Below are 23,333 nucleotides of genomic sequence, written 5' to 3' on the forward strand. Positions count from 1 at the left end.
CCTGAGCCAGGATCAAACTCTCGTAAAAAAATCTTAAATCCGCTGTTACGCAGATCCAAAATCAAGTTCGTTCCAGTCCAAGAAAACTACTAGCTTTCTTATCCCTTTTACTGTTATTAGGTTGACATTTTCATGTCTTCGTTCTGAATTTTTCTCTTAAGAAATCTTCAGGGTTGTTGTCTATTGTTTAATTATCAAGGTTCTTTATTGTCATTTGCGACAGCCATATTAGAATACCATACGTTCTGTCGTTTGTCAACAACTTTTTTATTTTTTTGCTGCCACATGTCTAATCAAGTCGTATCATCGGGTCTCTCGCGACAGCTTTGATAGAATATCATATTCTTTTTAGAATTGTCAATATTATTTTTGTTTTTTCTTCAATTTAGACAATTCATACAATTCTTCTTTTTCTGTTTCTTATTCTTGCGCCTATTTTACCAAAACAGAGGATTTATACCTTTCCATATAATATCTCTGTTCTTCTTTCCTGCAGAATTGCATAAAGCGCTTCTGCTTCCCTGGGTACTCCTTCGGATATGACCATTTCGCAGGAAGTTCCGTCTTTCAGTTCCAGAATCAGCTTTTGAACATCAAAATTTACATTTCCACAACACATCTTTGTATCTACCGCCTCTACTCTTCGATAGATCCGGACAATTTCATCTAAAGCTACATAATTCCAGGACAACATCTTCTTCCAATATATATAATCCGTTCCAAGTTTTGCTTTTCCATATGGCACAGCATGTTCAAAATCAGATGTTACCTCCGTTGATTGATTTTTTCGATATACAGATACTGACATTTTTTCACCTCGTCTATTTCCATATGTGACAACTTTTTACATATATTTTGCATTATATCATGTTCTTTTCTCAAATAAAATAACATTATATTCACTCTTAATTTCATTTTTATTCCATAGAAAAAGCCTGTGACCAAAATGGACGACAGGCCTTTTCTATATGTACTTGTTTTATATGGATTATAATGCTTTCTATTTATTTTACTGCTTCGAAAGCTGCATCCAGAGCTGCAATCAGATCTTCAACCTTTTCAATACCGATGGATAAACGAATTGTATTTGGTTTAATTCCCTGTTCCAGAAGTTCTTCTTCTGTACACTGGCTGTGTGTCGTTGTTGCCGGATGAATCACCAGTGATTTCACGTCTGCCACATTTGCGAGCAATGAGAAGATTGCCAGATTATCAATGAATTTCTGTGCTGTCTGTGCATCTCCTTTAATTTCAAATGTAAAGATAGAGCCGCCTCCGTTTGGCAGATATTTCTTATACAATTCATGACTTGGTTCACTTTCCAGTGAAGGATGATGTACTGCTTCTACCTGTGGATGCTTTGACAGATAATCTACGATTGCCAGTGCGTTACTTACGTGACGTTCTACACGTAATGACAATGTTTCCAGTCCCTGCAGGAATAAGAATGCATGGAATGGAGAAAGTGTTGCACCGGTATCACGCAGGATGACTGCACGAATATAAGTTACAAAAGCTGCCGGACCGGCTGCGTCTGTAAATGCAACGCCATGATAGCTCGGGTTTGCATCGGAAATCCATGGATATTTGCCTGCTGCCTTCCAGTCAAAGTTACCGCTGTCTATGATAACACCACCGATAGCTGTACCATGTCCTCCAATGAACTTCGTTGCAGAGTGAACAACGATATCTGCACCATATTCGATCGGACGAACCAGATATGGAGTTGCAAAAGTAGAATCTACTACTAACGGAATATTATGTTTGTGTGCAATATCAGCCAACGCTTCCAGATCAACAAGATTCGAATTCGGATTTCCCAGAGTCTCCACATAGATTGCTTTGGTATTGTCCTGAATCGCTGCTTCAAACGCCCCCTCTACTTCCGGATCAACAAATGTAGTCGTAATTCCATTCGTCAATGGTAACGTATGCGCCAGAAGATTATAGGTTCCGCCGTAGATCGTCTTGGAAGCCACAATATGTTCTCCGGCCTTTGCAAGCGCCTGAATGGTATAATCAATTGCTGCCGCACCGGATGCTACCGCAAGTGCTGCAACTCCGCCTTCCAGAGATGCAATTCTCTGTTCAAATACATCTTCTGTCGGATTTGTTAATCTTCCGTAAATATTTCCCGCATCACGAAGTCCGAATCGATCTGCTGCATGCTGTGAATTATGGAATACATAAGATGTTGTTGCATAGATAGGAACTGCTCTTGCATCCGTAACCGGATCCGCCTTTTCCTGTCCAATGTGTAATTGTCTTGTTTCAAAACCCCAGTTTTTAGAATCTTTAATATCTGCCATTTTCATGTCCTCCTATTTATCTATTAATACTTTGTTTTTCAATTTCTGCAATCATATTAACATGATAGGTTTTATATGTCTAATATACAAAAAGAATACCCGGTTATAAATTCAATCTATAACCGGGCTACGTATGATGTCATTCAACAATTCCCAAATACAGTTTCAGTTTCTCAACATACAGCTCTCCGACCTTGCTCAGCACTGTATTTTTTCTTACAATATACCCGATCTCCATCGTACTGTTTGGATTCTTTTCATCATCGCAGAATGGGACCGCAATAAAGTCACTGCCATTCAGTTCCTCACATATAATTCCGGAACAAAGTGTATACCCATTCAGTCCCACCATCAGATTCAGCATTGTAGCACGGTCATTTGCTTTGATCATCTGAGAATATTCATTGGTAGACAGAATCTCTTCAGCAAAATAAAAAGAACTGTTATCCCCCTGTTCAAAAGCCAGACATGGATAACCATCTAATTGCTCAAAACGAATAGACTTCTGCTCTGCCAGAGGATGATTTTTCCAGAGATATACATAAGCCTGACAATCGATCAGATGATGAAAAATCAGATTTGCAGACTTTAACAGTTTTTCCATGGTTTTACGATTAAAATCACACAGATACAGAAGCCCGATCTCACTCTTCATCGTGCTTACATCACTGATCACCTCTGCCGTCTTCGTTTCTCTGATTGCGAACTCATATTGCGACATATCAAATTCCTTTGCCATATCAACAAATGCTTTTACTGCAAAAGAATAGTGCTGCGTAGATACTCCGAACTTCTTTTTATAAGAACTGCCTTTTCCATACTTTTCCAGAACATTTTCATACTGACCATAGATCTGCTTTGCATATAGCAGAAATTCAGCGCCATCATTCGTCAGAGTAACTCCTCTTCCACTCCTGAAGAACAGTGTAATTCCTAATTCTTTTTCCAGTTCTTTCATGGCGCTGGTGAGAGACGGCTGCGATACATACAACAGATCTGCCGCTTTATTCAACGATTTCGTTTCTGCAATTGTAATAAAATAATTCAACTGTATTAATGTCATATGTCATCCCGTCTCTTTCATTATGAACTATGTAGTATTATCACCCAGATATCGCTTCATGTCAATTCCACAAACAAGGAACAGTAAAAGCGGATATCAATCATTCTCATTGATACCCGCCCCTACTTTACTGGTTCTGTCATCTTTTTACCTCTTTCTCAAATTTTTTTGATAATAAAGCTTACGTTCTTGGTGGTCCATACCTTCCTTTCATAAACTTCGCCCTTCCAGTACTGAGTATTTCATACTTTTTTTCTTCCCGAAAGTCTTTCATAACATCTGACATGTGATATATTATGAAACAAATAACAATTGAACGTTTACAACTCGCGTTTGTCTTACAATTCACATCTGTTATTTGATATCTTAATATTATCACTTGAACCATTATTTGTCAATATTCTTTTAAATAATTTTTGTATTAATTTTAAATTTTGTATTTTTAATAGAATTTTCTGTCTATTTATATCAGATTCATCGCCTGGTTCACCGATTTTACTCCAACGATTTCGATTCCTTCTACTTTTCCTACTGTTTTCACAGATACTTCCGGAATGACACAGGTCTTAAATCCCAATTTCTTTGCTTCCTGAACTCTCTGTTCCGGCATGGTAACTGCACGAACTTCTCCGCTCAATCCTACTTCACCGAACACGAGCGTATCCTCTGCAATCGCCTTATTTTTATAGCTGGACGCAATCGCCATCACAATTCCAAGATCCGCAGCGGGTTCACTCAGACGGATTCCACCGGCAATATTGACATAGGCATCGTAATTCGACAACGGAAGGCCAACCCTCTTTTCCAGTACCGCCATCAACAGATTCACACGGTTATAATCCAGTCCCGCCGCAGTTCTTCTCGGCATACCAAAGTTACTCCGGCAGACCAGAGCCTGTATCTCCATTAACATTGGTCTTGTTCCTTCAATTGCACAGGCTACGACAGATCCCGAAGCATTCTCCGGTTTGCCGCTCAGCATGAATTCCGAAGGATTTTCCACCTCTTTCAGTCCCTCTTTCTGCATTTCAAATACACCAATCTCATTCGTAGATCCAAAACGATTCTTCACCCCTCGAAGAATCCGATAGGATGCATGCCGGTCTCCTTCAAAATACAGCACGGTATCAACCATATGCTCCAGCACCCTCGGTCCCGCAACGGTACCCTCTTTTGTTACATGTCCCACAATAAATGTGGATATATTCAGGCCTTTTGCAAGCTGCATCAGGATATTCGTCGACTCCCGTACCTGGGACACACTGCCCGGTGCAGATCCGACCTCCTCGTTATACATCGTCTGAATGGAATCAATTACAACCATGTCCGGTCTCTGTCTTTCAATCACACCACGAATCACATCCAGATTCGTCTCGCACAAAAGATAAAGACTGTCAGAAAAGCTGCCCATTCGATTCGCCCTGAGCTTGATCTGTTTCAGAGACTCTTCACCGGAGATATATAATACTTTTTTATTCATGGAAGACAGCCTCTGACACACCTGCAGAAGCAGTGTAGACTTTCCGATTCCCGGATCCCCACCTACCAGTACCAGAGACCCCGGCACAATTCCACCGCCAAGCACACGATCCAGTTCATCGATTCCTGTTCGAACTCTCTCGTCCTCTTCCGTTGATACACTGGACAGTGTCACAACCTGTGCTTCTCTTTGTTCTTTCATATTTCCTGCTTTTACCGGTGTGACCTTCTCTTCCACAAACGTATTCCACTCTTTGCATGCAGGACATTGTCCCAGCCATTTGTTTTCCTCATGTCCACAATTCTGACAGAAAAATATACTTTTCTTTCCTTTTGCCATCCGTCAATCTCTCCTGTTAAAAAGGGCTGCATCTCGCAGCCCTTCCGCTATCATATATGATCTGACTATTTTTTTACAACTTTAATCTCTACAGATCCACCGGCTTCCAGTTCAGCACTTACACTGAGCTTTCCACTCAGATTTGTCTTCATATCTCCGACATTCACATCATCCATATATACTACATACTCGCTGTCTGCTTCCAGCTCCAGAGTAAACTGAGCATCTTTCTCTCCGGATACTTTAAATGATACCACTTGATCGGTTGCCTTGAAGTTCTCAACCGCAGTCCCTGGTACGGATTCATATACAAACATCCCGTTTTTCTCCAACTTTGTAATCTCGGAAAAAGTCTTGACCTTATATATGTCTCCCTGAAACTCAAATCCGTCAAGCTTAGTCTTGCTTCCCAATGTATAATCTCCAAAACTAAGTGTTCCGTCTGCCTCAGCCTTCAAAAGCTCTTTCACTGCTGCCATTTGTTTTTTCCTCCTCAGGTTCTTCATTTGTAATAACCGTTCCATCATGCTAATCAATGAATGGTTATTATCGTGTGTTTATTATATAATAAATTAATTTTGATTTGTAGTCTTTGCGATAAATTTAATTTCTTTTTTAGACAATCCGACTACCACATCTGAATCTCTCTGAATCTCACCCGCCAGAATGGCTTCTGCCAGTTTATCTTCCAGCTGATTCTGGACTGCCCGTTTCAACGGACGCGCACCGTACTTTTTATCCGTTCCGGTTTCTACAATATGCTTCTTTACAGATTCCCGGATGGTCAGACGGATTCCCAGCTGTTCCTTTACACGTTTTGCAAATTCTCTGCAGAGCAATCCGACAATCTTTTTCATCTCAGCTTCAGATAACGGATGGAATACCTGTATCTCATCAATTCGATTCAGGAATTCCGGACGGAAGATCAGCTTGATCTCATTCATGACATTGCTCTTCATCCTCTTGTAGTCGCCGGCCGCATCTTCTTTTGTATTAAATCCCAGCTTCTTGGGATCTATGATTGCCTGCGCCCCTGCATTGGAAGTCATGATGATCACTGTATTGCTGAAATCCACCTTACGTCCCTGTGAATCTGTGATGTGTCCGTCATCCAGTACCTGCAGCAGAATATTAAACACATCCGGATGTGCTTTTTCTATCTCATCAAATAAAACGACCGAATAAGGATGTCTTCTTACCTGCTCACTCAGCTGTCCTCCGTCATCATGACCGACATATCCCGGAGGCGATCCGATCATCTTTGCCACACTGTGCTTTTCCATATATTCAGACATATCCACACGGATCATGGAATTCTCGTCTCCGAACATGGCTTCTGCCAGTGCTTTCGAAAGTTCTGTCTTTCCCACACCGGTCGGTCCGAGGAACAGGAACGAACCGATTGGTCTCTTCGGATCCTTCAGTCCGACTCTTCCTCTCTTGATTGCCTTTGCAACTGCCGTCACTGCTTCATTCTGACCGATCACTCTCTTATGGAGCGTCTGCTCCAGGCGGTTCAGTCTTGCACTCTCTGATTCTGCCAGTTTCTTTACCGGAATTCTGGTCCACTGCGATATCACTTCTGCAATATCATCCTCTGTTACAGTAAGCTTTCTGCCTGCATTTTTCTTTTGGAACTGTTTTTTATTCTTCTCCAGTTCACGGGCTGTTTCTTCCTGTTCCTTATGAATCCCGGAAGCTTTTTTCATATCCCCTTCCCGGATTGCTTCCTCCAGTTCTTTCGTCAGAGCGGTCAGTTTTTCTTCTGATCTGTACATCTGATCCGGAACCTTAAATCCTCTTAAGCTCACCTTTGAACACGCTTCATCCAGTACGTCAATTGCTTTATCGGGCAGGAATCTGTCATTGATGTACCTTCCGGATAATCGTACCGCTGCTTCTCTGGCTTCTTTTGTGATCTCCACACGATGATGCTTCTCGTATCGCGGACACAGTCCGTTCAGGATCTCCAGGCACTGCTCCTGTGTAGGCTCTTCCACCGTGATCGGCTGAAAACGTCTCTCAAGTGCCGCATCTTTTTCGATATATTTACGATATTCTGCTATCGTCGTTGCTCCCATCAGCTGGATCTCTCCGCGCGCGAGAGAAGGCTTTAATATATTAGAGGCATCAATTGCACCTTCTGCACCACCTGCACCGATGATCGTATGCACCTCATCAAGAAACAGAATAATGTTTCCTGCCGATTTTACCTCCTGAATCAGACGTTTCATCCGTTCCTCAAACTCACCACGATATTTGGAACCGGCGATCATTCCTGCGAGATCCATCGTATAGATCCGCTTATCCTTCATGCTTTCCGGCACAATTCCTTCTGTAATCTGTGCAGCAAGCCCTTCTATGATCGCTGTCTTTCCAACGCCCGGCTCTCCGACCAGACATGGATTATTCTTGGTTCGTCTGCTCAGCACCTGCATCAGACGGTCAATCTCTTCTTTTCTTCCAATGACCGGATCCAGCTTTCCTTCTTCTGCGCGGGCAGTCAGATCTGTTCCATACTGTTCAAGCACTCCGTCTCTTCTTCTTCCGCCCTCTGTCACCATCTCTTCCTGATAAAGCTTTGGATCAATCCCCACTGTTTCAAAGATCTCCTGACAAAGCTTCTGAAGATTGATATTCAGAGTCAGAAGAATTCTGGCCGCTACACAGTCTGTATCCTGTAAGAGTGCCAGAAGCATGTGTTCTGTTCCAATCTCCTCAGATCGGAAACGCACAGCCTCCATCTTGCTGTCTTCCTGAATATATGACAGTCTCGGACTGATCTGCGGATCATTTTTCACTTCTGTATTCCCCGCCGGAGAGATCAGTTCTCCCATTACTTTCTGGATCCTTCCTTCATCTACACCATTTGCAGACAGAATCTGTCCGGCAACACCGGTATATACCTTTCGCAGGCCCAAAAGCAGATGTTCTGTTCCCACATACGGATGTCTCAGTTCTTTCGCAGTATCTACTGCAATCCGCAGTGCTTCATTTGCCTGTTGTGTATAATTCATTTATGTCGTTTCCTTTCTATATTCATCAAATATCTCATCTACCAGCGCATGTACATCATCCCGCGTAATGTTCTTACAGCACCCTTTTGCAAGCAGAACCCGAAGCTGACCCTTCATCTTCATAAGTGCCTGTGCTTTATCTGCATCGATTGCGATCACTGCACCTCTTCTTCTGTCCAGCTGAATAAAGCCTTCCTGCTTAAGTATCGTATACGCTTTGTTCACCGTATGCATATTAATTCCGACCGTATCGGCAAGCTGCCTCACCGACGGAAGTGTATCTCCCTCCTGTATGAGGTTCATTGCAATTCCCATGATAATCTGGTTCTGCAACTGGACATAGATTGCTTCTTCACTGTTAAAATCAATTTCTATCAGCATCATATCACCTTTTTTCATTTGTTATACACCTAATATAACACATGTAAAAGGAGCTTACAACAAAAATTGTAAGCCCCTTTCGCAACTTTGAAGGAATTAAGTTTGGAAATCACTTTGTTTTAGCAGAGTGATCTAATATCAACATATTCATAGCAATCAAAACTGTCTGCTACGTTCTTACAGGTCAGCTTTCCGTCATAGGTATTAATTGCAGAGTAGATAACTTCATTATCCTTGCAAGCCTGCTCCAGACCCTTGTTGGCAATCTGAAGACCATATGACAGAGTTGCATTTGTAAGTGCAATTGTAGATGTTCTCGGAACTGCTCCCGGCATATTGCCTACACAGTAATGAACAACACCACCCTCGATGAAGATCGGATCATCGTGATAAGTAACTCTTGTAGTCTCACCACAACCACCCTGGTCAACGGCAACGTCTACGAATACAGCTCCCGGTTTCATCTCTTTCAGATATTTCTTCTTAAAGAGCTTCGGTGCAGCTTTTCCCGGAATCAGTACACATCCGATTACAAGATCAGCTTCTTTTACAGCTTTTTCAATATTAGCATCTGAGGAAACCAGTGTCTGAACACGTGCTCCAAACAGATCATCCAGATATGCAAGTCTCGGAAGACTGATATCAAGGATTGTAACATTTGCTCCCATACCTACAGCGATCTTACATGCATTGGTTCCTACATTACCACCGCCGAGGATTACGATATTTGCCTTTGGAGTTCCCGGTACACCTGCAAGAAGAACACCTTCTCCTCCAAATCTCTTTTCAAGATATTTTGCACCTTCCTGGATACTCAGACGTCCTGCGATCTGGCTCATCGGAGCAAGAAGCGGAAGTCCGCCGTTTCTTGGATCAAATAAGGTCTCATAAGCAACACCTTTCACTTTTCCGTTCAGCAGTGCATCTGTCTGCGGTTTATCAGCAGCAAGATGAAGGTATGTATACAGAATCAGCCCTTCATGGAATAATGGATATTCTTCCGGCAATGGCTCTTTTACCTTGATCATCATCTCAACGGTATCCCATACTTCTTTAGCAGTATCAAGTAATTTAGCGCCTGCTGCTTCATATTCAGCATCTGCAAATCCGGAACCTTCTCCTGCACTCTTTTCAATATAAACCTCATGGCCTGCATTCACATAGCTCTTAACATTATCAGGTGTCATACCAACACGGAACTCATTGTTTTTAATTTCTTTTACACATCCAACTTTCACTTTACATCTACCTCCTGACAAAAATGAGATTGTCGACTGAACGGTCCAGCCCGACATTTTTGAACAATATTTTTCACATTCATTATTTGATGAAGAATGTTATTCATTTGTTTCTGGAATTATAGTACCACACATGTCAATATTATGCAATAAAAGTTATTTTTTTCACGTAATCTTTTATTGCGTTAATATTATATCAATTGTAGCAACAATTGCACTTGCATATTTTGAAGATTCATGGTTAAATAAGCTTATGAAGATAAGGACAATCCCGGAGGGAAGAATATGAAAGAATTGAGAGAAACCATTCATAATGCTAATTTAACCAAAACCCAGAAAATGATTGCCAAATATGTTCTGGACAATTCTGCTGACGCATGTTTTATGACATCTACAGAGATTGCCCTGAAACTCGGAGTAAGCGAATCTTCTGTCATTCGTTTTAGCCGCTCTCTCGGATACAGTGGCTTTATGGACTTTCAAAAAGCACTCCGTAAAGATTACCAGGGCAAGGTTCTGAGTATCTCAAGCAGCATCACCGTACCGGCCCAACGGATTGCAAAGAGAGCAAAGCTTGAAAACAATTCTGACTATATTAACCGGCATTTCAAAAATGCAGCTAAGAATCTGGAAAATGTATTTACCCAGAACTCTATTCAGACCTTTGAAGAAGCTGCCGATATCATTATCGCAAGCAAACGTAAGTATATTGCCGCCTCCAGAGGGAATACCTGTCTCAGTGACTACTTCCTGTTATATCTGAAGCAGATGGTACCGCACGTAGCGCTGACGAACACAGCATGCCTAAGCCCGATTGATCACATGTGTAATATTTCCAAAGAAGACTGTCTGATTATCTTCAGTTTTCCAAGATATTCTTCTATTGATAAAATCACCGCACAGATGGCCCATGATGCAGGCGCTTCCATTATCGTCATCACCGATAAGCCAAGTGCTCTGCTTGCACAATATGCAACCATTCTGCTGACGGTACCCGTAGACAGCAATGCTTTTTTCAATTCCATGATTGCTCCTCAATTTGTATCAGAAGCTTTGCTGGAGACGATCAGCCATAAAGCAAAGGGCATCGAAAAACGTCTGAAGAAAATAGACAAATATCTCGGAGAGCTCGGGAATTATTAAGTTTATATTGCCTGTCTGATACAGAATATGCAGAAAGCCAGGGATCATATTACAAAATCCCTGGCTTTTTTATATTTTTACTATCACAAAAACAGGTAAGACAAAACGATGAAAAATATTGCAAGTCCTTTCAGCATAATTGATGTCCACAGATAACCCGATGTCAAAAAACTGACTTCTTTTTTTCTTTGGATCATCGCAACTATATCTATTACCAAAAATACAACCAAAACCACCATCGCTCCAACAGTCAATGCGATTGCTTCTCCATCGTCAGCCGCCCTGGAAGCTGCCAATCCAATCGTAAGAAGCATTTTCCATCTGTATATTGCGAATATCATACATACAATGTTAAAAAATATATCAAATAAAATAATTCTTATGTTGATATCCTTCATATTACTTTCTTTCATTCTCATCTTCCCCTTCCTCCAATATTGAATCTTCTGGTTTTTTATGTACTCTTTCTTGTTATATATAGAATATCATATTGTCAGTTTTTTTCAACCATAGTGCTTAATTTACATTGAATAACTCGAACGAAAACTTAAATATCTGATATTTTTTCCGATATATTCATATTGGAAAGGTAGAAATTATTACAACATACCTCTGGATTTGTATATATTACAACATTATATAAAAAAAAGGATTGTTGCAAAATACATTCGTATCATTTTGATATTATGCAATTTTCACAAGAAAAGCTGAGGTAAGCGACTCAGCGTCGAAGCGTTCTTGTGAAAATTGCATATAACAGAATGAAATCAAAAGATTTGCAACAATCCCGATTTTCTAATATTTATGCTTCATCAATCGCTTTTCCGATGTCATGTCTCATGTATTTGTTATCAAACTGTACCCATTCCGTTGCAACATATGCATTGGCTCTTGCTTCTTTGAGGTCTTTTCCTTTTGCAGTAATACCAAGTACGCGTCCACCATTTGTTACAATTTGATCTCCGTCAAACCTGGTTCCCGCATGGAAGCAGTAATAACCTTCATGCTTCTTAAACTCATCCAGGCCTTCGATCGGAAGTCCTTTTTCGTATGCCACCGGGTATCCCTCACTTGCAAGTACGACACAGACTGCCGCATTATCTTCAAACTGCAGGTCTACCTGATCCAGTGTTCCGTCAATACAAGCCTCTACCACTTCAATGATATCATTTTTCATTCTCGGAAGTACAACCTGTGCCTCCGGGTCACCAAATCTTGCATTATACTCCAGTACCTTCGGTCCATCTTCTGTCAGCATCAGTCCAAAGAAGATAACTCCCTTAAACGGTCTGCCCTCTGCCTTCATGGCATCCACTGTTGCCTGATAGATATACTGATTACAGAAATCCTCTACTTCCTTTGTATAGAACGGACTCGGTGAAAATGTACCCATACCGCCGGTATTCAGTCCGGTATCCCCATCGCCTGCACGTTTGTGATCCTGCGCTGATGTCATAGTCTTGATCGTATTGCCGTCTACAAAAGAAAGTACAGACACTTCACGTCCCGTCATGAATTCTTCAATGACCATCTCATTTCCTGCTGTACCAAATTTCTTATCCAGCATGATCGTCTTGACACCGTCTTTCGCTTCTTCCAGATTATGACAGATCAATACTCCTTTTCCGAGCGCAAGTCCGTCTGCCTTCAGAACGATTGGGAATTTTGCTGTTGTCTCCAGGTACTCAATTGCCTTGTCCGGATCTGTAAAGTTCTCATAAGCAGCAGTAGGAATATGATACTTTTTCATCAGATCTTTTGAAAATGCCTTGGAGCCTTCCAGAATTGCTGCGTTCTTTCTTGGTCCGAATGCGCGGATACCTGCCGCTTCCAGTTCATCCACCAGACCACCGACCAGTGGATCATCCATTCCGACAATCACAAGGTCAACTTCTTTTTCTTTTGCAAATGCAACGATTTTATCAAATTCCATTGCGCCGATCGGAGCGCACTCTGCATATTCTGCAATTCCTGCATTTCCCGGTGTACAGTAGATCTTATCTACTCTGTCACTCTTTGCCACACAGTATGCAATTGCATGCTCTCTTCCGCCGCTTCCAACTATCAGTACCTTCATTCTGTTCCCTCCAAACTGCAATTCTCCACTGACTACTCAGCGATATTCACTTTTCCGTTTTCAACCGTTACTTTCCCGTTTGCGATCAGGTTGATTGCCTGTGGAAGAATCTTCCACTCCGCCTGTTCCATTACACGACGCTGAAGTACCTCAGGCGTATCTCCCTGCTGAACCTCAACTGCCTTCTGTAAGATGATCGGACCGGTATCCGTTCCCTCATCTACAAAATGAACGGTTGCACCGACCACTTTGACGCCACGTGCAAGTGCCGCCTCATGTACTTTCAATCCATAGAATCCGGTTCCGCAGAATGACGGAATCAGAGACGGATGGATATTAATGATACGGTTTCTGTATCTTTCAATCATAGCCGGCGGAATCACCACCAGAAAACCTGCCAGTACAATCAGGTCCGGATTCATCTTTTCTACCTCTTCCAGAAACTTCTCATTAAATTCCTCGCGGGAAGCATATTCTTTCGGAGAGATGCATAATCCCCGGATTCCATGCTTCTGTGCACGTTCCAGTGCATAAGCATTCTTGTTATTACTGATCACTCCTGCAATCTTCGCATTGGTAATGACACCGGATTCCACAGCATCAATGATTGCCTGCAGATTTGTTCCTCCACCGGATACCAGAACGACTACATTTAGCATAATGTAACTCCTTTTTCGCCGGCCTCGATGTGTCCTACTACATAAGGCTCTTCTCCGGCTGCCTTAATTGCTTCCATTGTCTTATCCACATCTTCCGGTGCGATTGCAAGTACCATACCAAGTCCCATATTAAAGGTATTGTACATCATCTCTTCTGCAATATCTCCCTTTTTCGCCATCAGACGGAAGATAGCCGGTACCTCATAGCTGTCTTTCTTCACAACGGCACGTACTCCGTCCGGAAGCATTCTTGGAATGTTTTCGTAGAATCCGCCGCCCGTAATATGGCTGCATCCTTTCACAGTCACACCGCTGTTTTTAATACTCTTTAATGCTTTCACATAGATTTTTGTCGGTGCGATCAAAGCTTCACCTAATGTTTTACCTAATTCATCATAGTATGTATCCAGAGATTCTTTTGTCATCTCAAATACTTTACGTACCAGGGAGAATCCGTTACTGTGGACTCCACTGGATGCCATTGCAACCAGAACATCGCCCGGTCTGATATTCTCACCGTTGATGATATCCTTCTTGTCTACAACTCCAACTGCAAATCCGGCAAGATCATATTCATCCTCCGGCATAAGTCCCGGATGCTCTGCAGTCTCTCCACCGACAAGTGCACATTCGGACTGTTTACATCCTTCTGCCACACCACTTACGATCGTAGCGATCTTCTCCGGATAGTTCTTACCGCATGCAATATAATCCAGGAAGAATAAAGGCTCTCCACCGGAACATGCAATATCATTCACACACATGGCAACAGCATCGATACCGATTGTATCATGCTTGTCCATCACGAATGCCAGTTTTACCTTTGTTCCACAGCCATCGGTTCCGGATAACAGAACCGGTTCCTCCATATTTTTGATGCCGCTCAGATCAAAAGCTCCGGCAAATCCGCCAAGACCACCCAGTACTTCCGGTCTCATCGTCTCTTTTACATGTTTTTTCATCAATTCAACTGACTTATATCCGGCTTCAATATCAACGCCCGCATTCTTGTAATCCATACTCTTTCTCCTTGTATTATGATTTTGTATATTTACTGTATTACAGTCTGTAACTCTATTTCTGAGCGAGATAAGCTTCATAGCCGATCTCATCAAGCTTTGCTGCTTTCCCCTGTACCGTTTCCTTCATCTCTGTTGTATATGCTTTCAGCTTGTCAAGCAATTCCGGGTCTGACACTGCCAGAATCTTTGCAGCCAGAATCGCCGCATTCATTCCGCCGTCAATCGCAACTGTCGCAACCGGTATTCCAGGCGGCATCTGAACGATAGAAAACAATGCGTCTTCACCCGCGAGATTCTTTCCGGACATCGGCACTCCGATCACCGGCATCGGGAACAATGCTGCACACATTCCCGGAAGATGCGCTGCCATTCCGGCACCTGCGATAATTACTTTCATTCCTTTTCCTTCTGCTGATTTCGCCCAGTCAAAGAACACATCCGGTTCACGGTGGGCGGAAATGATCGTCATCTCATAATCAATACCGAACTTTTCCAGCATTGCCGCAGCCTTACTCATGACCTTCAGATCTGAGTCACTTCCCATAACAATTCCTACTTTTGGCATATTCTTCATCCTTTCTCATTCAGACGTCATACGTCCGTATCACGAACAGCATTCGTTCGCAATTCATGATACCTTATTTATCCATTTTTTTCAACGGTTCATTTAAAATCTCTGTCCCTGCAAGTACAAATCTTCCATTTTCCAGAAGAATGATCTCTTCTCCCGATGCCGTTACCACAGAGATACGTTTTAACTCTTCATATGGTATTGTAATATCTGTATGGCAATGGAAATATGCTTTGGACACATCCTCTTTTCTTAATATGGAAACCGAGTTATCCCTTGCCACGATCTCCTTTCCGTTCGGATTATATACCTTGATATCCTCACTCCAGCTGTAGCAGGTATCTCCCACAGCAAAATGCGGTCCCATCTTCTCAGCGATCAGAATCGGCATCTTATCTTCTATCCCATATTTCTTTGCCGCAACATAAGCCGTCGTGTTCGTTCCGATGGCAAATTCTCCCAGCGGGAGTGTCGGATGTTTGTACAAAACCGTGTCATGAATATATTCTTTATTCTCCAGCTCGCGCTCGAAGTTCTTACAGGTATAATCTGCAATCATTCCATTGGCAAATGTAATCTCAAGATCGCGATACTGCAGATCATTCAGATATACTTTACTGACGTGGAGGACACCATTGGTTCCTTCCAGCACCGGAGATGTAAATACTTCTCCCACCGGAATATTGACATCTGCCACGCAGTTTTCAAATATCGTCTCCTTTTGCGGATCCTGAAGTCTGCAAAGCTGAACCTTCAGATCCGTCCGGTTTCCATTGCCGCCGAGAATATGCACGTATTCTCCCTGATCCAGTGCATCAATCAGTGTCTGCTGCACTTTTTCATATGTTGCGGCGTCCAGTGTATTGATCCGGATGATTTCTTCAAAGATCTCTTCATATTGACTTCCGATCTCCGGAACCGGATATGCAATTATGGTAAAACTGCGTTCATCTCCCGGAATATACGCATTGGTCAGCTGACTCTGGCGACTGTCATAATTCAGAGACAGTTCCTCCTGCTTCTCACTCAATTTGCATGCCGTTTCCTTCGGAACCGGTTCAAACGGCTTTTCTCCAAAGGTTTCCATACATGCAGGACCCGCAAACCTGGCGGCCTCTTCCTTATAATGCTCATACGTCGTCTGAATCACTTCCAGCTTTCGCTCAACGAATTTCTTATCCAGAAATATCGACTGATCATCCTTGTGGTCATATTCGTATTGTTTGTTGGCAATTGCTCCGTAATATCCGATCTTGCGATGCTGCCGTTTTGTCAGCGCACTGACAGCAGCACGATAGATCACAGGACGAAGTCCCATTTTTTCAAAATTTTCAATTGCCTTTTTGATCACGAGTTCAAAGCCAAGTGTATAGCGGATATTGACAACCGACTTTTTAGACAGATCTTTCCCGGTATTAACAAATCCCATCCGATATCCTTCCGTGTAGACATCTGCCATCTTCTGAATGGTCTCTTCCGGAAGAGTTGCCAGATATCTTGCTGTTCCCAGTTCATTTTCTCCGATATACTCTCCGAACTGATACAGATACTTTTCATCCCTCAGATCACTGTTCATGATCATATCCGCTGCAAAGGATTCTTCCGGACATATCTGCTCCCTGATTCTGTCTGCCACAAACACATCACAGTAATCACTTGCATACCAGTAAAGCACATCTTTGATCGTATCCGGTTCAGGCTCTTCCCCCTCGAACAGATTATAGATCTCAATCAGAAGCTCAAACAGGATATCCAGGTACTCGGTCTTCCCCTCGTACACATAAGGAATTGCTCCTCTGAGCTCTGCATAAAGAAAACCAAGCATCTTTCCGTATACTTCTCCCAATTCAGCTGCCGCATAATCCGGATTCGCATAACTTGTTTCATAGTTTTCCGGAATCATATCCTGATACAGCATATGATTCCATGCTTTCAGATGTTCCGCATCTGCCCTCTGATACACTCCGCCAATCAATTCTTCTCTCAACTTGTGAATCATCTCTGCAAATTCTGCCATTTTCACAAAATACTCCCGATACGGTTCTCTGACCGTATTCTCGCATTTTATGGATTGGATTCTGGCAATTGCAAGTTCATATCTTTCTTCTATCATCTACAACAGCCCCCTGACAAATAATAAAACCAGCATCAGCAGAAAAGCTCCATTTACACCAATTCCCACTTTGCAGGTTATGTAATTCTTATCTCTTTCCTTCAGGCCTTTGATTCCAAGCCAGATTCCGAAACCTGCTAAGGCCAGCGTGCCAAGCCCGAGGAAACCGATCAGAATATTCACGTCCCCTTTATTAAAAAACGCAAATATGATCATGGATAACAGGAGCATTCCTACAACTACCGCATATGCACAGGAGTAGATCCCTCTTTTTGAGTGCCGGTACGGCCTCTGACCATACTTCGTCCGGATCATTTTTTTTCGTTGTTTCTCACGTGCTTTTGCAGCCGCCTTTTCTCTATCTTCTTCTGTTTTTCTTTTTTTTCTTATTATCATGTCTTCTCCTTACCGCCGCTCCTGCTACAAACAATATATACCCCAGAAGGCCTCCGATCGTATTGAGCAGAAGGTCATCTACATCGAAGCTTCCCACCCTCGTCAGTAATTGAAAAGTCTCAACACAAAGGCTGAGACCAAAGCTGTAAAATACAGTCGAAAAAAAGCTCCTGTATCTGCTTGCCATTGGCATAAAGATTCCGAATGGTACAAAGATAATAACGTTTCCAAACAGATTTGTAAACATTGCAAAGAGCCCCACCTGATTCCGATACTGCCAGAATCTTTTTATCTCTTTGAATAATACAAAATTGTAATGATATTCCTGCATTTCTCCTGTACGTCCATACCAGTCGGAAAACAACAGGAAATATATGATAAACATAATATATAATATAAATAGTATTTTTCCGAAAACCCGGATTCTCTTACTTCTTTTTGAATCCAAATATCCAGCACCCTTTCAGTTCAGACAATTAAAATATCAGTCCTTTTTTCTCTTTCAGCAAGCGTGCTCCACTCACAATTGCAATCACACCCACCGTAATTCCGATCACAGCAACCACGATTCCGATCGCAATATTTGCAGATCCGACAAGACTCATTGTTTTATACGCTTTCTCATTCATATATTATTCCTCCGGTTCCTATTTCACACCATACTGTTTATAATATGCATCAATCGCTGTTTTTAATGTATCATCAATTACAATTTTTCCCTGACATTCTTTATTATAAAGATGCTCTACTACTTCTTCCATTGTAACGATCGCATTCGTATCAAATCCATACAGATCTTTGATCTCATCCAATGCACATTTCTCTCCGCCCTTGCCGACTTCCATACGATTCAGAAATACCATAAGGCCTACGATCTCCACATCTGCCGCACCACGTACCTTTGGAACCGTCTCTTCCATGGACTTTCCGGAAGTTGTAACATCCTCGATCATGACCACACGATCTCCGTCTTTTAACTTGCTTCCGAGAAAACTTCCCTTATCAGCTCCGTGATCCTTCTCTTCCTTACGGTCAGAACAATAACGTACCTCTTTGCCGTACAGTTCACTGAAAGCAATGGCCGTCACCACTGCCAGCGGGATTCCTTTGTATGCAGGTCCAAACAGCACATCAAAATCTGTTCCATAGCAGTCGTGAATGGCCTTTGCATAATACTCACCCAGTCTGCGAAGCTGTGTTCCTGTCACATACGCACCGGCATTCATAAAAAATGGAGATTTTCTTCCACTCTTTAACGTAAATTCACCAAACTTAAGCACATCGCTCTCTACCATAAATTCTATAAATTCCTGTTTATACTGTTCCATGTTTCATTCCTCCTGTCTTCTGTCCTTCTGTCAGGACATCTTTATCTCACAATGCCAACCATATCTTTTACAGATTCAAAGCCGTTTTTCTTCATATATGCTTCAATTCCTTCAATTACATCCAGAGTTGCACGCGGATTATGAAAATTTGCCGTTCCGACAGATACTGCGGAAGCTCCTGCCAGAATAAATTCCAATGCATCTTCCGCCGTACAGATACCGCCCATTCCAATGATCGGAATCCGAACCGCCTGTGCCGCCTGATACACCATACGCACGGCAATCGGATGCACCGCAGGTCCCGATACACCACCGGTCTTATTGGCTACCGCAAATGTACGCCGGTTTACATCGATCTTCATTCCGGTCAGTGTATTGATCAGAGAGATCGCATCCGCACCACCTGCTTCAGCAGCCTTCGCAATCTCGGTAATATCTGTAACATTCGGTGTCAGCTTCATGATGATCGGCTGTTTTGCGATCTTCTTGATCTGTCCCGTCAGTTCCTCTACATGACGTGCATCCTGACCAAATGCCAGAAAACCTGCATTCACATTCGGACAGGAAATATTGATCTCCATCATATCGATCGGCTCATCTGCCAGCCTTTCAACCACTTCCAGGTATTCCTCCGGTGCATGTCCGCAGACATTCACGATGATCTTCGTATCATATTGCCTTAAGAACGGGATATCTCTTTCACAGAAAAGATCTATTCCAGGATTCTGAAGACCGATTGCATTCATCATACCTCCATACACCTCTGCAACCCTCGGTGTAGGATTTCCTTCCCATGGAACATTGGCAACTCCCTTCGTTGTCACTGCCCCCAACTGATTCAGATCCACAAAGTCTGCATATTCCGCACCTGACCCAAAGGTTCCGGAAGCTACGGTAACCGGATTCTTCCATTCAACACCGGCAATATTTACTCTCATATCCATTAAAGCTCCACCTCCGTAGACAAGAATACCGGACCATCCTTGCAGATCCGTTTATTATTCACATTACTGTGGGAATCTTTTTCTTTAGACTTGCAGACACATGCAAGACACGCACCGATTCCACATGCCATACGTTCCTCAAGAGAAATATAGCATTCTATGTTATTTTTCTCAGCATAATCCTTAATTGCACGCAGCATTGGCATCGGGCCACAAGCATAGATCAGGTCTGCATCCAGCTCATTTTCCCGGATCGCATCCATGACATTTCCTTTGGTCCCGACACTTCCGTCTTCCGTAGAGATATACAGGCATCCGTTCTTTTCAAATTCATCTTTTAAAAACGTCTGCTGATCACGATATCCCACAACGATCTGCTTCTTTTCACATGTCATCTGCTTTGCAAGTTCCAGGATCGGAGGAACACCGATTCCTCCTCCCATCAGAAATACTTTTCTGCCCTCTGCTTTTTCATACGGGAATCCGTTGCCCAGCGGTCCTACAACCGGAATCTGATCTCCTGCTTTCAGCTTTGAAAACTGTTCCGTACCGGTATGCTCTCCGGTCACGCGGTATACAACGCGAAGGCATCCTCCCTCTTTATCAATCTCACAGATACTGATCGGCCGCGGAAGCAGCTTACTCGCATCCGTTGTATACATGGAGATAAACTGTCCAGGTCTTGCCTGCATGGCTGCTTCTGTCCGTATCCACATACTGTAGATCCCGTCCGCAAGCATTTCCTGTGATATCACTGTTGCCTGTTCTTTCTTCTTTTCCATTACGGTTACTCCTTATCTGCTCTCCAGCGCTCCTTTAATATCTGCAATCATAGCTTCTACTGCTGCTCTGGACGCATCGCCAAAGTTTTCTTCTCCATAAGAAGCATACTGTTCCTGCTTATATGCAGCAATAATTCCTCTCGAAGAATTCACGATTGCTCCAAGACCGTCTTCATTAAAGAAATGAACCAGATCCTTGCCTTTTCCGCCCTGTGCTCCATAGCCTGGTACAAGAATATAAGACTTCGGCATCACTTTACGAAGAACTTTTCCCATCTCAGGGTAAGTTGCTCCGACAACTGCTCCCACATAGCTGTACTCATCACCCATGAGTTCCTCTCCCCATGCTGCAACCTTTTCACCTACCAGCTCGTAGAGCGGACGTCCGTCAATCAACTGATCCTGGAACTCTCCACTGGATGGATTGGATGTCTTAACCAGTACAAAGATTCCTTTTTTCTCTTCTTTACATACATTCAGAAACGGATTCACGCCGTCAGATCCGAGATAAGGATTCACCGTCACAAAGTCCTCATCAAAAGGAACATATGACTGACTTCCCACCTGAACTTTACCAAGATGTCCGACTGCATATGCCGCAGAAGTAGATCCGATGTCTCCTCTCTTGATATCTCCGATTACTACAAGTCCCTTTGCCTTGCAGTAATCCACCGTCTTTTTGAACGCCTGAAGTCCCGGGATTCCAAACTGCTCGTACATGGCAATCTGTGGCTTCACTGCAGGAATCAGATCGTAAGTCTTATCCACGATCTCCTTGTTAAACTGCCAGATTGCTTCTGCCGCTCCTTCCAGCGTCTCTCCATATTCCGCAAATGCTTTCTCCTGCACCTGCTTTGGAATGTAATTTAACATCGGATCCAGACCTACCACGATCGGTGCTCCTGTTCTTTTAATATTAGCAACTAACTGATTAATCATTGTGCTTTCCTCCTGATTTTCTTTATTTTTCAAAAACAATCTTACCGTCCGCCAGTGTATACCTTACCTCGCCGGTAACCTCATATCCGTCAAACGGTGTATTCTTCCCTTTGGATACAAATGTGTTCTTATCGATCTTATAGGTCGGATTCGGATCAAACACGACAATATCTGCAATTTTTCCCTCAGATACGGATCCCTTTTCTTCCAGACCAAGGATCCGGGCCGGATGATAACTCATCTTCTCTGCCATTCCCATCATATCGATCAGCCCTGTCTTAACAAGTCCTGTATACGTAAGCGCTGCAGATGTCTCCAGTCCTACGATTCCAAATGCTGCATTTTTCATGGATCTGTTCTTTTCCTCTTCTGCATGAGGTGCATGGTCCGTTGCGATTACATCCATGATTCCATCTTTCAGCCCCTGCCTCAAAGCCTCAACATCTTCTCTGCTTCGAAGCGGAGGATTCATCTTATAATTCCCATCGTCTTCCGGAATATCATCCGTGCACAACATAAAGTGATGCGGACATACCTCTGCGGTCACCGGCAGTCCTTCTTCTTTTGCCAGGCGAACCATCTTCACACTGTCTGCAGTGGAACAGTGACACAGATGAAGCCTCACGCCTGTTTCCTTTGCAAGCAGAATATCCCTGGCCACGATCACATCTTCAACCGAATTCGTAATTCCCTTAAGGCCAAGCTCCTTTGCACGTTCCCCTGCATTCATTACTCCGCCTTCTACCATGGTAATATCTTCACAGTGTGCAAACACGGCGATTCCACACTCTTTTGCCTTCTTCATACCCTGTCTGTACAGAGAAGCATTCATCACTGATTTTCCGTCTTCGCTGATCGCATGGCAGCCGGCTTTTGCCATCCCCTCAATATCAGCCAGTTCTTCACCTGCCTGTCTCTTCGTAACAGCGCCCAGCTGAATCACATGAACCGGTGACTCGATCTTCGCTCGCTCATGCAGCTCCTCCACCATCTCACCGCTGTCGGTAACCGGTTTGGTATTGGGCATTGCACAGATTGTCGTAACACCGCCCCTTGCAGCAGCCTTTCCTCCTGTTTCCAGAGTTTCTTTGTATTCCAGTCCCGGATCCCGCAGATGCACATGAAGGTCTATAAAACCAGGCATCACATAACACCCTGTTGCATCGATCACACGATCCGTCTTTACATCAATCTTCTCTGCGACTTTCTTAATTCTGTCATCTTCAATGAGTACATCGCAGCATTCATCTCTTTTGGTATGTGGATCTATCACATGTCCATTTTGAATTAAAATTGTCATATAAGTTGTCCTTTCTATCCTTATGATAAAATTCCATACTATGATTTATTCTATCACAAGGGATGCTAAAAGGGAATGCCAAAACTGGCATTCCCTTTTAATTTTACTTTATTCTCATTTGTAAAACTTACTTCCACCCCTAACTAACCTGATGTGGAACTTACTACTTCCAAACATCAGGTATGGAAATTACTTATTCTTAATGCTATCTTATTCCTGTTCATCCATCTCT

The 23,333-nt window shown here is 42.9% G+C and carries 23 protein-coding genes; 1 reads left to right on the top strand and 22 read right to left on the bottom strand.

Annotated features, from left to right (window positions below):
• Positions 1 to 454: 454 nt before the first annotated feature.
• From ABE547_RS13905 to ald, 8 genes are all read right to left on the bottom strand, one after another.
• A complete protein-coding gene (locus ABE547_RS13905) occupies positions 455 to 808 on the bottom strand; it encodes a hypothetical protein (RefSeq protein ID WP_347379309.1) in 354 nt (117 codons plus the stop codon).
• Between the two features lie 196 nt (positions 809 to 1,004).
• Positions 1,005 to 2,309: an O-acetylhomoserine aminocarboxypropyltransferase/cysteine synthase family protein gene (locus ABE547_RS13910; protein WP_347379310.1), complete on the bottom strand. Its 1,305-nt coding sequence runs from the start codon at positions 2,307 to 2,309 to the stop codon at positions 1,005 to 1,007.
• Positions 2,310 to 2,448: 139 nt separating this feature from the next.
• Positions 2,449 to 3,372: a LysR family transcriptional regulator gene (locus ABE547_RS13915; protein WP_347379311.1), complete on the bottom strand. Its 924-nt coding sequence runs from the start codon at positions 3,370 to 3,372 to the stop codon at positions 2,449 to 2,451.
• Between the two features lie 463 nt (positions 3,373 to 3,835).
• Positions 3,836 to 5,191 carry a DNA repair protein RadA gene (radA, locus tag ABE547_RS13920; protein ID WP_347379312.1) on the bottom strand — a complete coding sequence of 452 codons (1,356 nt, stop codon included), beginning with the start codon at positions 5,189 to 5,191 and terminating at the stop codon, positions 3,836 to 3,838.
• A 65-nt stretch (positions 5,192 to 5,256) separates the two neighbouring features.
• Positions 5,257 to 5,670, bottom strand: coding sequence for an endosialidase (locus ABE547_RS13925; protein WP_347379313.1), 414 nt, complete (start codon positions 5,668 to 5,670; stop codon positions 5,257 to 5,259).
• Between the two features lie 93 nt (positions 5,671 to 5,763).
• On the bottom strand, positions 5,764 to 8,208 hold the full coding sequence (locus ABE547_RS13930; protein ID WP_347379314.1) for an ATP-dependent Clp protease ATP-binding subunit: 2,445 nt from the start codon (positions 8,206 to 8,208) through the stop codon (positions 5,764 to 5,766).
• On the bottom strand, positions 8,209 to 8,589 hold the full coding sequence (locus tag ABE547_RS13935; RefSeq protein ID WP_347379331.1) for a GntR family transcriptional regulator: 381 nt from the start codon (positions 8,587 to 8,589) through the stop codon (positions 8,209 to 8,211). It abuts the gene before it with no gap.
• A gap of 119 nt (positions 8,590 to 8,708) precedes the next feature.
• Positions 8,709 to 9,827 (bottom strand): alanine dehydrogenase, encoded by a 1,119-nt coding sequence (gene ald / locus ABE547_RS13940; RefSeq protein ID WP_347379315.1) that lies wholly within the window; start codon positions 9,825 to 9,827, stop codon positions 8,709 to 8,711.
• A 285-nt stretch (positions 9,828 to 10,112) separates the two neighbouring features.
• Between ald and ABE547_RS13945 the strand changes: the two genes are divergently transcribed.
• Positions 10,113 to 10,970 carry a MurR/RpiR family transcriptional regulator gene (locus ABE547_RS13945; RefSeq protein WP_347379316.1) on the top strand — a complete coding sequence of 286 codons (858 nt, stop codon included), beginning with the start codon at positions 10,113 to 10,115 and terminating at the stop codon, positions 10,968 to 10,970.
• An 83-nt stretch (positions 10,971 to 11,053) separates the two neighbouring features.
• On the opposite strand, the gene ABE547_RS13950 is transcribed toward ABE547_RS13945, so the two are convergent.
• The 14 genes from ABE547_RS13950 to ABE547_RS14015 all read right to left on the bottom strand — a co-directional run bounded on the left by ABE547_RS13950 (position 11,054) and on the right by ABE547_RS14015 (position 23,101).
• Entirely contained in the window at positions 11,054 to 11,389 is a 336-nt protein-coding gene (locus ABE547_RS13950) for a hypothetical protein (RefSeq protein WP_347379317.1), read from the bottom strand.
• A gap of 383 nt (positions 11,390 to 11,772) precedes the next feature.
• The gene (gene purD, locus ABE547_RS13955) at positions 11,773 to 13,047 is read right to left on the bottom strand and encodes a phosphoribosylamine--glycine ligase (protein WP_347379318.1); all 1,275 of its coding nucleotides are present in this window, start codon (positions 13,045 to 13,047) and stop codon (positions 11,773 to 11,775) included.
• 32 nt (positions 13,048 to 13,079) lie between these two features.
• The gene (gene purN / locus ABE547_RS13960; protein WP_347379319.1) at positions 13,080 to 13,706 is read right to left on the bottom strand and encodes a phosphoribosylglycinamide formyltransferase; all 627 of its coding nucleotides are present in this window, start codon (positions 13,704 to 13,706) and stop codon (positions 13,080 to 13,082) included.
• Complete coding sequence (gene purM, locus ABE547_RS13965) at positions 13,700 to 14,725, bottom strand: phosphoribosylformylglycinamidine cyclo-ligase (RefSeq protein ID WP_347379320.1); 1,026 nt, start codon at positions 14,723 to 14,725, stop codon at positions 13,700 to 13,702. Before purM ends, purN begins: the two co-directional genes overlap by 7 nt.
• 55 nt (positions 14,726 to 14,780) lie before the next feature.
• The gene (purE, locus tag ABE547_RS13970) at positions 14,781 to 15,293 is read right to left on the bottom strand and encodes a 5-(carboxyamino)imidazole ribonucleotide mutase (RefSeq protein WP_347379321.1); all 513 of its coding nucleotides are present in this window, start codon (positions 15,291 to 15,293) and stop codon (positions 14,781 to 14,783) included.
• 73 nt (positions 15,294 to 15,366) lie between these two features.
• The gene (locus ABE547_RS13975; protein WP_347379322.1) at positions 15,367 to 17,412 is read right to left on the bottom strand and encodes an aminopeptidase; all 2,046 of its coding nucleotides are present in this window, start codon (positions 17,410 to 17,412) and stop codon (positions 15,367 to 15,369) included.
• Positions 17,413 to 17,808 carry a DUF6142 family protein gene (locus tag ABE547_RS13980; RefSeq protein ID WP_347379323.1) on the bottom strand — a complete coding sequence of 132 codons (396 nt, stop codon included), beginning with the start codon at positions 17,806 to 17,808 and terminating at the stop codon, positions 17,413 to 17,415.
• Positions 17,771 to 18,256 carry a VanZ family protein gene (locus ABE547_RS13985; RefSeq protein ID WP_347379324.1) on the bottom strand — a complete coding sequence of 162 codons (486 nt, stop codon included), beginning with the start codon at positions 18,254 to 18,256 and terminating at the stop codon, positions 17,771 to 17,773. Before ABE547_RS13985 ends, ABE547_RS13980 begins: the two co-directional genes overlap by 38 nt.
• Before the next feature lie 28 nt (positions 18,257 to 18,284).
• Positions 18,285 to 18,437, bottom strand: coding sequence for a hypothetical protein (locus ABE547_RS13990; RefSeq protein WP_347379325.1), 153 nt, complete (start codon positions 18,435 to 18,437; stop codon positions 18,285 to 18,287).
• Positions 18,438 to 18,455: 18 nt separating this feature from the next.
• On the bottom strand, positions 18,456 to 19,136 hold the full coding sequence (gene pyrE, locus ABE547_RS13995; RefSeq protein ID WP_347379326.1) for an orotate phosphoribosyltransferase: 681 nt from the start codon (positions 19,134 to 19,136) through the stop codon (positions 18,456 to 18,458).
• A gap of 41 nt (positions 19,137 to 19,177) precedes the next feature.
• Positions 19,178 to 20,080, bottom strand: a complete 903-nt coding sequence (locus ABE547_RS14000; protein ID WP_347379327.1) for a dihydroorotate dehydrogenase — start codon at positions 20,078 to 20,080, stop codon at positions 19,178 to 19,180.
• On the bottom strand, positions 20,080 to 20,862 hold the full coding sequence (locus ABE547_RS14005) for a dihydroorotate dehydrogenase electron transfer subunit (protein ID WP_347379328.1): 783 nt from the start codon (positions 20,860 to 20,862) through the stop codon (positions 20,080 to 20,082). Before ABE547_RS14005 ends, ABE547_RS14000 begins: the two co-directional genes overlap by 1 nt.
• 12 nt (positions 20,863 to 20,874) lie before the next feature.
• Positions 20,875 to 21,801: an orotidine-5'-phosphate decarboxylase gene (gene pyrF, locus ABE547_RS14010; protein ID WP_347379329.1), complete on the bottom strand. Its 927-nt coding sequence runs from the start codon at positions 21,799 to 21,801 to the stop codon at positions 20,875 to 20,877.
• Positions 21,802 to 21,823: 22 nt separating this feature from the next.
• Complete coding sequence (locus ABE547_RS14015) at positions 21,824 to 23,101, bottom strand: dihydroorotase (RefSeq protein ID WP_347379330.1); 1,278 nt, start codon at positions 23,099 to 23,101, stop codon at positions 21,824 to 21,826.
• Positions 23,102 to 23,333 lie beyond the last annotated feature (232 nt).

The organism is Dorea sp. YH-dor226 (assembly GCF_039832105.1).
Lineage (GTDB): Bacteria > Bacillota > Clostridia > Lachnospirales > Lachnospiraceae > Dorea_A.